Genomic DNA, 13,359 nt, shown 5'->3' with positions numbered 1-13,359 from the left:
GATCCAAGACGGAGAGAACCGATGATCCTCAGCGTGGAACACCCGGTCCTGGACGCCGAAGTGGACGAGTTCGAGGTCGTGCACTTCTCCAACTACCTTCGCTGGTACAGCAACGCGCTCAAGGAGTTCCTCGGACGCTACAGCTCGCCGCCGGGCTTTCTCGGCGACGGCGTGGAGGTCCGGGTCGCCCGGGTGCGCGCCTCGTACAGCAACTCCGCACTGCGCAACGACACCGTGCGGGTGTCGGTGACCCGGGCCGAGAACCTGGGCCGCTCCCTGCAGCTGCGCTTCCGGGCCGAAGCCCGGGGACAGCTGCTCGCGCGGGCCGAACTCGACCTGGTCTTCGTGCAGAAGGACCCGTACCGGCTGCTGTCCGTCCCCGCGGTCTTCGCGGCCCGGCTGGCCGAGGAGCAGCGGGCACCCGGGGAGCGTGCGGCATGAACCGGAAGCCCCCGGTTCGCGTGGCCGTGGCCGCGGCCGGCGCGACGACCTGCCTCGCGGGCTCCGCCGACGCCACATGGGCGGCCGTGTCCGAGGGCGCCGACGGTCTCGGCCCGCTCAGCCTGTTCCCCGCCGGCCCCACCGGGCGCAGCGCCACCGTCGGCGAGGTCGCGGGTCTCGACGGGCTGGGCGGCGGGCCGCGGCTCGCCGCCCTGGCCACCGCGGCGGTGACCGAGGCCCTGGCCAAGGCCGCCGAGGCGGGACTGAGCGGCGCCGAACTGGCCGACGCCTGGGTGACCCTGGGCGTCAGCCTCGGCGACATCTTCGAGCAGGACGGCCCCGAGGTGGAACTCGACCACTTCTGGGCGGAGGTGGCCGGCCCGCTCGGCCTCACCGGCCCCGTCACCGTGCTCTCCTCCGCCTGCTCCTCGGGTACGGACGCCGTCGCGTACGGCGCCGACCTGGTCGCGTCCGGGGTCGCCCCGGTCGTCCTCGCGGTCGGCGTGGACTCACTGGAGCCCGGCAAGTACGCGGGGCACTCCGGCCTGAAGACGATGTCCCCCGACCGCTGCCGCCCCTACGACGCCGCGTGCGACGGCACCACCCTGTCCGAGGCCGCCTGCGCCTTGGTCCTGACCCCGTGGGACCGGCTGACGGCCGCCCCGTTCGCGGTACTGCGCGGCTGGGCGTCGAGCACCGACATCGACTCGCTGACCTCCCCGGACATGTCGGGGGAGGGGGCCTCGCACATGCTGCGCACCGCCCTCGCCCTGGCCGGGGCCGGCCCGCGGGACGTCGCCTGCCTCAACGGGCACGGCTCGGGCACCCCCGTCAACGACGAGATGGAGGCGGCCGTCTACGGCGCCGTCTTCCCCGACCGTGACGTGCCCGTGTCCGCGACCAAGGGTGCGCTCGGCCATTCGCTCGGTGCGACGGGCGCGGTCGAGGCCATGCTCACCGCCCACGCCCTGCGCGCCCGCCTGGCCCCGCCGACCGCGGGCCTGCGCACGCCGCACGAACGCTGGTCCGGCGCCCCGGTGGCCGGCGCGACCCCGCTGCCCCTGCCCGCCGGCCGGACCCTCGGGGTGAGCGTCACCTACGGCTTCGGCGGAGCGAACTCCTGCGTGGTCCTGGAAGCCGGAGCCGCCGTATGAGCCGGAATCTCGTGGTCACCGGCGGCGGCGGTCTGGTCGGGGCCGAACTCACCGCCACCCTGCTGCCGCACTTCGACCGGGTCCTGCTGCTCACCTCCGGCGCACCGGACCTGGCCGGGCTGCGCGCCCGGCTCACCCGGGTCCTGGAGGCCACCGGCGGCGGCACGGCCCTGGTGGAGCGCACCGAGGCGCTCTCCCTCGACGGACTGACCGGCCAGCGGCTGCGGGCCGCGGGCTTCGGACAGGTCGCGCAGGTGTGGAACGTGGGCGCCGCGCTGTCGTACGACAAGGACAAGCTCGGCGCGACCGTGGCGGCCAACGCCTCCGTGCCGCTCCGCCTGTTGGAGGAGTGCGCGCCCGCCGAGCGCTTCTTCCACGTCTCCACGGTCGGGGTCACCGGGCCGGGCTCGCCCGGACGGCGCGACATCGTCGCCGAGGCGCCGGTGTGGCGGCCGGACGCGGTCAACCCCTACGTGGTCTCCAAACTGCTCGCCGAGCACATGCTGGACAACGTCCGGCACCTGACCGGCGCCCCGGTGTCCGTGCTGCGGCTCGGCTCGGTCATCGGCCCCGCGGGGCACACCCCCGTCCAGGCCAACCGGGCCGGCCACTACACGCTCGTCGAGATGCTGGCGAAGCTCCGGGCCAGGTCGGCGACGCTGACCCTCGACGCCGACCCCGACGTCGCCCCGCCCCTCGCGCATGTCGACCAGCTCGCCGCGAGCTGCGCCGCGCTCTCCGCCCGTGCGGCCTCCGGCGCCGAGGTCGCCCCCTACTACCACCTCGGCGACCAGTCGCTGACCAACGGCGCCGCGACGGCCGCCGTCAACACGGCCCTCGGCGCACAGCTGCTGCGGCTCGGCCCGCCCGACACGGCGCTCGACCGGGCGTACGCCTCCGTCAACGCCGACAACGTGGCGTTCATGAACTGCGGCTTCCGCTTCGACCACGCCGTCCTGGACGCCCATGTGCCGGACGACGCGCGCATCCGGGTCGACGAGGACTCCTACGCGCGCTTCGTCACCGGGCAACTGGCCCGTTCGGCCGGCCGGAAGCCCGCAGCCACCACGAAAGGAAGGGCGGCATGAGCGCACCACGCGAGCTGCTCGGCATCCCCCTCGCGCCGCCGGTCGACCGGTCGGCCGGTGCCGTCACGGCCGTGCTCGACCTGGAGGAGCACTGGCCCGTCTTCGCCGAGCACTTCCCCGGCAACCCCATGCTCCCCGGCTCGGCGGCCGTGCACCTGATGCTGGGCCTGGCCCGGCACCTCGACCCGGCGGCGCGGGCGCTGCGGCACGTGCGATTCGCCCGCCCGCTGGTGCCCCCGGCCCGGATCCGCTGCACGGCGACCACCACCGACGGCGCCATCGTCTGCACCGTCCTGACCGAGGAGGACGGCCGCGAGGTCGTCGCCGTACGAGGGGAGGCGGTCAGCGATGTCCGGGCCCGCTGAACGACCGGTCGCCGTGGTCACCGGCGGCGCCCGGGGCATCGGCCGCGCGGTGGTGCGATCCCTGACCGAGGAGGGATACGACGTCGAGTTCACCTACCTCACCTCCAAGCGCGCCGCCGACGAGCTGACCGAGGCCACCGGGGGCCGGGCACGCGGCTCGCTGGTGGACGGGCGGGAGGCCGACGCGGTACGGGAGTTCGTCGACACGGTCGCGGCGAGCGGCCGGCTCCGGGCCCTGGTCAACAACCAGGGGCTCACCGTCGACAAGCTGGCCGGCCAGGTCACCTGGAGCGACCTGCGGCAGCTGCTCGACACCAACCTGGGCAGCGCCGTCGCCTTCACCCACGCCGCGCTGCCGCACCTGCTCGGACGGCGCCGCGGAGACATCGTCTACATCTCCTCGCAGGCCCGCCGCAACGCCAGGGTGGGCAACGCGATGTACGGCGTCAGCAAGGCCGCCCTGACCAGGTACGCGGCGGGCGTGGCGCTGGAGGGTGCCCGCTTCAACGTGTTCGCCAACGTCGTGGAGCCGGGCTTCGTCGAGACCGACCTCACCGGCCCGCTGCTCGACGCCAACGAGGGCAAGGACCGCAAGAAGTACCTGCGGGAGATCCCGCTGCGCAGGTTCACCGAACCGCAGGACGTCGCCCGCCTGGTGACCTCGCTGCTGCGACGCAGCCCGGAACTGGTCGGCGCGGTGCTCCCCGTCGCGGGAGGGGCCCAGCTGTGAGCGGCGCCGACGTCGAAGAGAGGCAGCACATGTCCACCGTCATGAGTGAACCCCCGCCGCCGCTGCGCGCCGGGCTGCTCGCCGGCCGCAAGGGCCTGGTCCTCGGAGTGGTCAATCAGCGGTCCATCGCCTGGGGGATCGCCCGGCGGCTGGCCGCCGAGGGCGCCGAACTGGGCTTCACCTACCGGGCGCGCAGCGCCGGCCAGTGGCTGGAGAAGTCCCTGCCCCGGCTGGCCGCCGACGGGGCACCGGCCCCCTACCTGGGCCACTGCGACGTCCTGGAGGACGGCGCGATGGACCGGGTGTGCGCCGAGTTCGCCGAGCTTCACGGAGCCGTCGACTTCGTGGTGCACGCGGTGGCCCACGCCGACAAGGACGAGCTGGCCGGCGGACTGGCCGGCACCAGCCGACAGGGTTTCACCCAGGCCATGGAGAGCTCGGTCTACTCCCTCATCGGACTCGCGGGCGCCGTACGCCCCTACCTGTCGCCCGACTCCTCCCTGCTCACCCTGTCCTACCTCGGCGCCGAACGCGTCTGCCACGGCTACAACGTGCTCGGCGTGGCCAAGGCAGCCCTGGAGTCCGCGGCCCGCTACCTGGCCGCGGAACTCGGCCCGGCCGGCACCCGGGTGAACGTCCTGTCCGCGGGCCCGGTGCGCACCCTGGCCACCTTCGGGCTGCCCAACTTCGCCGCCTCCATGGCCCAGCGGGCCGCACGCAGCCCGCTCGGCCGGCCCGTCACCCCGCAGGACATCGCGGGCACCGCCCTCTACCTGCTGAGCGACCTGTCCTCCGGCACCACCGGCGAGACGGTGTACGTCGACGCCGGCTACCACGTCATGGGCACCTGGCCCGGGGACGTGGGTCATGCCTGAGCCGTACCGTGCCCCGGCCCCGCCCGCGGCCGCCACCGGCTGGTTCCTCGGCCTGTGCGGCGAACTGGAGGCCACCGGCGACACCGCGCGCGCCCGGCTCGTGCTGCCCGAGGGACATGCCCCGGAAGCGGACCGGCTCATCGCCGTGGAAGCCATGCATCAGATCGCCTGCCGCCTCGCCGCCCGGGCCCGCGGAGCGCGGCGTTGCGTCCCGGCCCGGCTCGACGAGCTGGAGATCACCGACGAGACCCTCCCGGCCGACGCCGTCCTCGAAGCGCGGCTGGTGCGCTCGGGGCCGCTGTCCACCGTTTCCACCTCGCTCCGCGCACACGGCCGGACCTGCTACGCGGCCACCGTCCGCACCCAGGAGGTGATGTGACATGACGACTCTGCTCTTCAACGGCGTCCCCGGTGCCTTCCGGCTGCGCTCGGCCGTGGTGCTCGCCACCCCCGGCCTGCTCGCCGGGCAGGCCCCCGGGGATGTCGACCGCTCGCTCGTCATCGAGGCCGACCCGCGCGCCCTGCGCGGTCAGCAGGACCCGGCGTCCCTGCTCTGCGCGCTCGCCGCACGCGAGCTGGCCGCCGCCGACCCCGCGGGCGCCGACCCCTTCTCCCGCGGGGTGTTCATCAGCACCCGCAGCGGCAACCAGCGATCGGTGCGCGCCTTCGCCGGTGCGCTCGCCGCCGGGCGGCGCTCCCCGTCGACCTTCTCGGCCGCCGGTTACAACATCGTCGCCCAGAGCGTGGCCCGGGAGCTGGGTGCGAAAGGACCTTCGGTGGTCCTCGCCGGCCGGCGGGCGACCCTGGACGGAGCCCTGTTCCTGGCCGCTCTGCGGCTCGGGTCGGGCGCGATCACCACCGGGTACGCGGGCCACTGCACCTGGCTGCCGGACGCCTCCCTGCGCGGCGGCGAGGGCCTCGCCGTACTCACCGCGGTGACACTCACCGGCACTCCCGCGACCGGGGCACAGCACGGGGTCGTACGGCTCGTGCCCCGGGAACTGTACGGCCCGAGCGAGCTCCACCGCCCCGACGCCGGCCCGGCCGGTCCTCGGCGGACGCCGGCCGCCGAGGACCTGGCCGCGGTGCGCCGGGTCGCCCCGGTGATCCACGGCGGCCGGGTACCGGTGGCGGCGCCGTGAGCGCGGCCCGCACGGTCGCCGTGGGCGGGCGGCAGGACCCCGGTCCCGCGAGCGGCCCGGCCTGGATCCACCCCGCGGCGACGGTCACCGAGCACACGGCGGCCGGCTCACGCACCCTGGACGCCGGCGAGCTGGCCGCGGCCGTCGCCGCCAGGACCGAGGAGTGGGCCGGCCACGGGTTCGCCCCCGGGGACCGCGTCCTGATCGCCACCGGCAGCCGGCTCACCACACTCCTGGACGTCACGGCGGCCTGGGAGACGGGCCTGGTCCCGGTCCTGCTGGCCGACTCGCTCGCCCAGGACGGCTACCGGCTGCTGGCACGGGCCACGGGCGCCGTCGCGGGCCGGCTCACCCCGGCCGTCTCCCGGACCTGGGCGGCCCGGGGCGGCGAACCGCTGACGCGCGACAGCCAGACGGTGCTGCTGCCCTTGGACGGCACCGGCCACGGGGCGGGCGCACCGCCCGGCACGGAGCCGTACCTGGTCCTCGCCACCTCCGGCAGCACCGGACTGCCCAAGGCCGTCGCGCACCGGCGGGCCGCCCTGCTGCGCAACGCGGGGATGCACTGGGAGAGCCTGGGCTCCCTCGGCCCGCAGGACCGGTATCTGCTGTCCCAGTCGATGTTCTTCTCGTCGGCGTTCGTCTGCGGGGTGCTCGGTGTGCTCGCCCGCGGGGCCGCACTCGCCCTGATCGACCCGCCGTTCTCCACGGCGAACTGGTTCGAGGTGGCGCGCGGCTTCGGGGTCACGCACACGGCGCTCACCCCGCATCTGCTGATGCGGGTCATCGGCGGCGGCGAGCGGCTGCCCGGCACCCTGCGCCATGTCACCGTCGGCGGCGACCGGCTCGGCCGCACCGCCCTCGCCGAACTGCGCGCCCGCGGTGTCCCCGAGACCGCCACGACCTACGGGCTGACCGAGGCAGGACCGCGCGTGTCCACCAACAGGCTGGACGCGGGCGACCACGAGGACGGCCTCGGGCACCCGCTGGCCGGCGTGAGCTGGCGGCTCGACGCGGACGGCCAGCTCGTCGTCCGCACGCCGACGGCACAGGCCGGCGGCTACACCGACGGCGGCTTCACCTCGTACGACGCCGGGGACGAGGTGCCCACCGGCGACATCTGCGAGCAACTCCCGGACGGCACCTTCCGGTTGGTCGGCCGCGCCCGCCGGGTGGCCTCGGTGGGCGGCGAGAAGGTCTACCTCGGTCTCGTCGAACGCGTGCTGGCCGACCATCCCGCGGTCGGTGCGGCCCGGGTCAGCTCCGCCGGCGAGGCCGGCCTGACCGCCGAGATCCTGCCCAGGCCCGGCGCGGACGCCTTCGACGCCACGGCGCTGCGCCGCTGGTGCCGGGGCCGGCTGCGCGCGGTGGAGGTGCCGCGCACGTTCACCGTGGTCGGCACCGGGACCCGGCTCAGCAAATAGCGCGCCGCCCGTTCTTCCCCCACGTGCTTTCCCCCCCACCGAACCGAAAGAGAGAACCGTGACTGTCGACATGTACGCCAACGTCGCCGCGCCCACCGACGAGAACCTGCGCATCGCGGGTGATCTGATCCGTACAGGCGGAGTGGTGGTCGCCCCGTCCGACACCAATCTGGCCCTGACCCTGGACCCCTGGAACAGGGCGGCGGTCGAGCGGGCCTTCGCCATCAAGCGCCGCCCGCCGACCTCCCCTCTGACGCTCTTCGTACGCCACCCGCAGGAATGGCAGGAGTACACCGATGTCCCCGCCGAACTGGCGGAGGCGGTGCGCCGGCTGGCCGAGGCGTTCTGGCCCGGCCCGTTCAACATCGTCCTGCCCCGCAACCAGCGCATTCCGGACCACCTGGTGTGCGGCGGCCCGACCGTCGCCCTCGGCTGCCTGTCCAACCCGACCCTCCAGCGGCTGATCGAGTTCACCGGCAAGCCGGTCGCGATGACCTCGGCCAATCTGTCGGGCCAGGCCGACGGCGTCCTCGTGGACCTCGATCTGGCCGTCCGGCAGATCGGCCCGTCCGTCGACATGGTGATCCGCGGCGAACGTCAGGGCACCACGGCCTCCTCCACGATCGTCACGGCGGCGACGGTCCCGTTCAAGGTGCTGCGTCTCGGCGACATCACCCACGCCCACATCAGGGACGCCCTCGGCGACCTGGCCCATCTCCTGGAGGACGGATCATGACCACACGCACACCCGGACCCCGGTCCGCCCAGGGCGGCCGGGGCACCGCGGAGACCGTCGCCGGGGCGGTGGTGTACGGCAGGGTCGCCCGCCGGCTGCTGCCCCTGCTCGGCCTGCTCTACCTGGTCAGCTACCTGGACCGCAGCAACATCGCCTTCGCCGGGCCGAACGGCATGAACGACGACCTCGGACTGAGCTCCGCCGCGTTCGGCCTGGCCTCCGGGATCTTCTTCATCGGCTACTCGCTGGTCGAGGTCCCCAGCAATCTCGCCCTGCGCAGGTTCGGTGCGCGCGTATGGCTGGTCCGCATCCTCGTCTCCTGGGGACTGGTCGCGGCGCTCACGGCCTTGGTGCAGAACGCGGGCCAGTTGCAGGTGGCCCGGTTGCTGCTCGGCATCGCCGAGGCGGGGTGCCTGCCCGGCATCGTGTTCTATCTGACGCTGTGGCTGCCCCGCGAGGTGCGGACCCGGCTGATGGCCGGCTTCTTCGTCGCGCTGCCCCTGTCCACCGCGCTCGGCGCCCCGCTGTCCGCGCTGCTCATCCAGCACGCGGACGGAATGTTCGGGCTGGCGGGGTGGCGCGCGATGTTCGTCCTCGAAGGACTGCCCGCGCTGCTCCTCGCGGTGGTCGTATGGCGCCTGCTGCCCGACGGGCCCCAGGAAGCCCGCTGGCTGACCGAGCGCGAGCGGGACTGGCTGGTGGCGAGGGTGGCTGCGGAGGGCACCGAGCGCCCCGGCCCCCGGGACGGCGAACCACGCCTGGGCGGCGGCTGGTTCACCCCACGCACATTCGCCCTGGGCTTCGCCTACTTCGGCATCATCTACGGCCTCTACGCCCTCAGCTTCTTCCTCCCGACGATCATCGCCGGCTTCGAGGACGAGAGCGGCGGGGCGGAATTCACCATCGTCGAGCGCGGACTGATCAACTCCGTGCCGTACGTCCTCGGCGCCGTGGCCATGGTGTGCTGGGGCCGGTACGTCCAGCGGGCGCCCCGCCGTGCCGTGCAGGGAGTCGTCGTCCCGGCCGTCGTCGGCGGAATCTCCATCCCGCTCGCCCTCTACATGGGTGGCCCGCTGCCGACCATGGCGGTGATCAGCGTCTGCGCGATCGGTGTGCTGTCGGCGATACCGGTCTTCTGGAGCCTGCCCACGGCGATGCTCGGCAAGCGCGAGGCCGCTGCGGGCATCGCCCTCGTCAACACCATCGGCAGCCTGGGCGGCTTCGCCGCGCCGTACGTCACGGGGTGGCTGAGGGACCTGACCGGTTCGGTCCGCCCCGGACTGTGGCTCACCGGTGGACTGCTGATCGTCTCGGCGCTCGTCGTGACCCTGCTGCGACGTCCGGAACCGGTGACCGCGGGGGCCGCCGAGTCCCCGTCGGCGTTGTCCGCCCCGGACACGAGCGAGGAGCCCGTCTGATGCGGGTGGTTCTGTTCGGGCCGCCCGGCGCGGGCAAGGGCACCCAGGCCCGCAGGCTGAGCCGGCGGCTCGGCATACCGCACCTGTCCACCGGAGACATGCTGCGCGACCACGTCCGCAGGCGCACCGCCCTCGGGCAGCGCGCGGCCGACCTCATCGACGCGGGACAACTGGTGCCCGACGCGCTGATCACCGCGGTGGTACGCGGCCGGCTGCGTCACCCGGACACCGCCGGGGGGTACGTCCTGGACGGGTTCCCGCGCAGCGCCTTCCAGGTCACGGCGCTGGACACCATGCTCGCCGAGACCGGCACAGCGCTGACCGCGGTGCTCGACCTCGTCGTCGACGAGGAGGAGGTGGTCCGCCGGATCGGCGGCCGCCAGATCTGCTCCCGCGACAACGGCCACATCTTTCACCTGCACAGCGCACCGGCCGCGGTCCGGGGCCTGTGCGACCACTGCGGCGGCGAGCTGTACCAGCGCGCCGACGACACCCCGGCCACGGTGCGGGACCGACTCGCGGTCCACCGCGCGTCCACCGCCCCGCTGACCGCGCACTACGCCGGAACGGGCCTCCTGCGAACCGTCGACGCGACCGGCACCACGGAGGAGGTGACGGCCCGGATACTCCAGACCCTCGGCCTGCCGGGCGTACTGGATACGGCGGTCGCACAGGGGAGTTGAAGGCTCCCCGCCCCAGAGCAACGGAGCCCGTCGGCACGGACAGCCGGCCAGAACAGCCTGTCCCGAGGGGCTCCGTTGCCCGTATGACAAGAGCGCACCGGTTGAAGTCGGCGAGGGTGACGAAGTCGCGCGACCATGATTTCGTCCGTGGACCGGCCGGCGCGGCGAGCCAGGTTGCGAAGGTCGTCGTAGACGCGGCCGGCGGTGGTGTCACGCGTGGGGTCGGCCATCAGGCGAGCACCGCCTCAACGGCAGGGCGGATGACGGAGAGAGCACCCAACGCGCGTGCGACGTCCTGGAGTTCGCCGCGGCGTTGTACACGGGGATGGTTTCTCCCGGGGCGGCCCGTACCGCGCGGCGCGGCGATGTGCACCGCTGTAGGGATGTCGTCGATGAGTTCATGTAGGGCCAGGGCGGACTCGCCGCACACGACGGCACGCGGAGCCCGTGCGCACACAGCAAGCAGATCTACGTGCGCGGTCTCCGGTGCGTCTGCCCGCCGGTAGACCCCTGCTCACGGCCTACTTCCTCAGCACTCGATGATGTTCACCGCAAGTCCACCCCGAGCCGTCTCCTTGTATTTGACGCTCATGTCCGCCCCCGTCTCCTTCATCGTCTTGATGACCTTGTCGAGGGACACCTTGTGGGACCCGTCCCCCCGCATCGCCATCCGCGCGGCGGTCACCGCCTTCACCGCGGCCATGCCGTTGCGTTCGATGCAGGGGATCTGGACGAGGCCGCCGACGGGGTCGCAGGTGAGGCCGAGGTTGTGTTCCATGCCGATCTCGGCCGCGTTCTCGACCTGTTCGGGAGAACCGCCGAGTACCTCGGCCAGCGCGCCCGCCGCCATCGAACACGCCGAGCCGACCTCGCCCTGGCAGCCGACCTCCGCGCCGGAGATGGAGGCGTTCTCCTTGAAGAGCATGCCGATGGCGCCGGCCGCGAGCATGAAGCGGACGACCCCGTCCTCGTCGGCGCCCGGCACGAAGTTGACGTAGTAGTGGAGGACCGCCGGGATGATGCCGGCCGCCCCGTTCGTCGGGGCCGTGACCACCCGGCCCCCCGCCGCGTTCTCCTCGTTCACCGCCATCGCGTAGAGCGTGATCCACTCCATCGCGTGCGCCAACGGGTCGCCCTCCGCCCGGAGTTGGCGTGCCGACATGGCGGCCCTGCGGCGGACCCTCAGGCCGCCGGGCAGGATGCCCTCCCGCGACATGCCCCGCGACACGCACGCGCCCATCACGCCCCAGATCTCCAGCAGCCCGGCCCGGATCTCCTCCTCCGTGCGCCAGGCGCGCTCGTTCTCCAGCATCAGCGCGGAGATCGACAGACCGGTCTCCTGCGTGAGGCGCAGCAGCTCGTCGCCGGTGCGGAACGGGTACTTGAGGACCGTGTCGTCCAGCTTGATCCGGTCGGCGCCGACCGCCTCCTCGTCGACGACGAAGCCGCCGCCCACCGAGTAGTACGTCCTGGACAGCAGCTCGGTGCCCGTCGCGTCGTACGCCCACAGCGTCATGCCGTTCGCGTGGTACGGCAGTGCTTTACGGCGGTGCAGCTTCAGGTCGTTGTCGTAGGAGAACGGGATCTCGTGCTCGCCGAGGAGGCGGATGCGTCCGGCCGTCCTGATCTGCTCGACCCGTTCATCGGCGCCCTCCACATCCACCGTGCGCGGCGACTCGCCCTCCAGGCCGAGCAGCACCGCCTTGGGGGTGCCGTGCCCGTGCCCGGTCGCGCCGAGCGAGCCGTACAGCTCGGTGCGGACGGAGGCGACGGAGTCGAGCAGCTCCTCGTTGCGCAGCCGGCGCGCGAACATGCGGGCCGCCCGCATCGGGCCGACCGTGTGGGAGCTGGACGGGCCGATGCCGATCGAGAACAGGTCGAAGACCGAGATGGCCACGGTGACTCCTCAGAACGCAAGACGTGCGGGGTGGTGCAGGATTCAAGGGCGCGAAGCGCTTCGAACAGGGTGTGGTGGGCGACGGGTGGGCGGGGCACCGCGCACACCTCCCAGTGTGCGCGGTGCCCCCGGGGCCGACTACAGCCCGGGATACAGCGGGTACTTCTCCGCCAGCGCCGTGACACGGGCCTTCAGACCCGCCACGTCGTACGACGGCTTCAGCGTCTCCGCGATGACGTCCGCGACCTCGGCGAAGTCCTCGGCCGTGAAGCCGCGGGTCGCCAGCGCCGGCGTGCCGATGCGCAGGCCGGAGGTGACCATCGGGGGCCGCGGGTCGTTCGGGACGGCGTTGCGGTTGACCGTGATGCCGACCTCGTGGAGCCGGTCCTCGGCCTGCTGACCGTCGAGTTCGGAGTTGCGCAGGTCGACCAGGACGAGGTGCACGTCCGTGCCGCCCGACAGGACGTCGACCCCTACGGCCTTCACGTCGTCCCGGACGAGGCGCTCGGCCAGCAGCCGCGCCCCGTCCACGGTACGCCGCTGGCGCTCCTTGAAGTCCTCGCCCGCCGCGACCTTGAAGGAGACCGCCTTGGCGGCGATCACATGCTCCAGCGGACCGCCCTGGAAGCCGGGGAAGACGGAGGAGTTGAGCTTCTTCGCGAAGGACTGCTTCGCGAGGATGATGCCGCCGCGCGGGCCGCCCAGCGTCTTGTGGGTGGTGGACGTGACGACGTCCGCGTAGGGGACGGGGTTCGGGTGGAGGCCGGCCGCCACCAGGCCCGCGAAGTGCGCCATGTCGACCCACAGATACGCCTCGACCTCGTCCGCGATCCGGCGGAACTCGGCGAAGTCCAGCTGCCGCGGGTACGCCGACCAGCCCGCGATGATGACCTTCGGACGGTGCTCCTTGGCGAGCTTCTCCAGCTCGGCCATGTCGACCAGACCGGTCCCCGCGTCCACGTGGTAGGCGACCACATTGAACTGCTTGCCGGAGAAGTTCAGCCGCATCCCGTGGGTGAGGTGGCCGCCGTGCGCCAGGTCGAGGCCGAGGATGGTGTCGCCGGGCTGGGCCAGCGCGAACAGCGCGGCCTGGTTGGCGGAGGCGCCCGAGTGCGGCTGCACATTGGCGTACTCGGCGCCGAACAGCTCCTTGACCCGGTCGATCGCGATCTGCTCGGCCACGTCGACGTACTCGCAGCCGCCGTAGTAGCGACGGCCCGGGTACCCCTCGGCGTACTTGTTGGTGAGGACGGAGCCCTGTGCCTCCATGACCGCGACCGGAGCGAAGTTCTCCGAGGCGATCATCTCCAGCGTGGACTGCTGACGGCGCAGCTCGGCGTCGACCGCGGCGGCGATGTCCGGGTCGAGCTCGTGCAGGGGCGTGTTCAGGACGGACATGGATCTAC

The 13,359-nt window shown here is 73.1% G+C and carries 14 protein-coding genes; 12 read left to right on the top strand and 2 right to left on the bottom strand.

Annotation, left to right across the window (positions count from 1 at the left end; genetic code table 11):
- The first annotated feature begins 21 nt into the window (after positions 1-21).
- From OH768_RS16490 to OH768_RS16435, 12 genes are read left to right on the top strand one after another with little or no spacing between them, the layout of a single operon-like run.
- Positions 22-441: an acyl-CoA thioesterase gene (locus OH768_RS16490; RefSeq protein WP_406454320.1), complete on the top strand. Its 420-nt coding sequence runs from the start codon at positions 22-24 to the stop codon at positions 439-441.
- Positions 438-1,595, top strand: coding sequence for a beta-ketoacyl synthase N-terminal-like domain-containing protein (locus tag OH768_RS16485; protein WP_406454318.1), 1,158 nt, complete (start codon positions 438-440; stop codon positions 1,593-1,595). The genes OH768_RS16490 and OH768_RS16485 overlap by 4 nt, the downstream gene beginning before the upstream one ends.
- A complete protein-coding gene (locus tag OH768_RS16480; RefSeq protein ID WP_406454317.1) occupies positions 1,592-2,683 on the top strand; it encodes an NAD-dependent epimerase/dehydratase family protein in 1,092 nt (363 codons plus the stop codon). Before OH768_RS16485 ends, OH768_RS16480 begins: the two co-directional genes overlap by 4 nt.
- Positions 2,680-3,048, top strand: a complete 369-nt coding sequence (locus tag OH768_RS16475) for a hypothetical protein (RefSeq protein WP_406454315.1) — start codon at positions 2,680-2,682, stop codon at positions 3,046-3,048. The genes OH768_RS16480 and OH768_RS16475 overlap by 4 nt, the downstream gene beginning before the upstream one ends.
- Positions 3,032-3,778 (top strand): SDR family NAD(P)-dependent oxidoreductase, encoded by a 747-nt coding sequence (locus OH768_RS16470; protein ID WP_406454314.1) that lies wholly within the window; start codon positions 3,032-3,034, stop codon positions 3,776-3,778. The genes OH768_RS16475 and OH768_RS16470 overlap by 17 nt, the downstream gene beginning before the upstream one ends.
- Positions 3,779-3,807: 29 nt before the next feature.
- Complete coding sequence (locus OH768_RS16465) at positions 3,808-4,653, top strand: enoyl-ACP reductase (RefSeq protein ID WP_406454312.1); 846 nt, start codon at positions 3,808-3,810, stop codon at positions 4,651-4,653.
- Entirely contained in the window at positions 4,646-5,032 is a 387-nt protein-coding gene (locus tag OH768_RS16460; RefSeq protein ID WP_406454310.1) for a hypothetical protein, read from the top strand. The genes OH768_RS16465 and OH768_RS16460 overlap by 8 nt, the downstream gene beginning before the upstream one ends.
- Before the next feature lies 1 nt (position 5,033).
- Positions 5,034-5,795, top strand: a complete 762-nt coding sequence (locus OH768_RS16455) for a hypothetical protein (protein ID WP_406454308.1) — start codon at positions 5,034-5,036, stop codon at positions 5,793-5,795.
- Positions 5,792-7,219, top strand: coding sequence for a class I adenylate-forming enzyme family protein (locus OH768_RS16450; protein WP_406454306.1), 1,428 nt, complete (start codon positions 5,792-5,794; stop codon positions 7,217-7,219). The genes OH768_RS16455 and OH768_RS16450 overlap by 4 nt, the downstream gene beginning before the upstream one ends.
- A 58-nt stretch (positions 7,220-7,277) precedes the next feature.
- Positions 7,278-7,955 (top strand): L-threonylcarbamoyladenylate synthase, encoded by a 678-nt coding sequence (locus OH768_RS16445; RefSeq protein WP_406454304.1) that lies wholly within the window; start codon positions 7,278-7,280, stop codon positions 7,953-7,955.
- Positions 7,952-9,373, top strand: coding sequence for an MFS transporter (locus OH768_RS16440; RefSeq protein ID WP_406454302.1), 1,422 nt, complete (start codon positions 7,952-7,954; stop codon positions 9,371-9,373). Before OH768_RS16445 ends, OH768_RS16440 begins: the two co-directional genes overlap by 4 nt.
- Positions 9,373-10,056, top strand: a complete 684-nt coding sequence (locus OH768_RS16435) for an adenylate kinase (RefSeq protein ID WP_406454300.1) — start codon at positions 9,373-9,375, stop codon at positions 10,054-10,056. The genes OH768_RS16440 and OH768_RS16435 overlap by 1 nt, the downstream gene beginning before the upstream one ends.
- A 529-nt stretch (positions 10,057-10,585) precedes the next feature.
- Here OH768_RS16435 and OH768_RS16430 read toward each other — a convergent pair.
- Positions 10,586-11,953, bottom strand: coding sequence for an L-serine ammonia-lyase (locus tag OH768_RS16430; RefSeq protein WP_406454298.1), 1,368 nt, complete (start codon positions 11,951-11,953; stop codon positions 10,586-10,588).
- Between the two features lie 138 nt (positions 11,954-12,091).
- Entirely contained in the window at positions 12,092-13,351 is a 1,260-nt protein-coding gene (glyA, locus tag OH768_RS16425; RefSeq protein WP_406454296.1) for a serine hydroxymethyltransferase, read from the bottom strand.
- Positions 13,352-13,359 lie beyond the last annotated feature (8 nt).

This window comes from Streptomyces sp. NBC_01622 (genome assembly GCF_045209635.1).
Lineage (GTDB): Bacteria > Actinomycetota > Actinomycetes > Streptomycetales > Streptomycetaceae > Streptomyces.
Note: the sequence above shows the minus strand (reverse complement) of the source record. Positions and strands in the feature narration are given on the sequence as shown.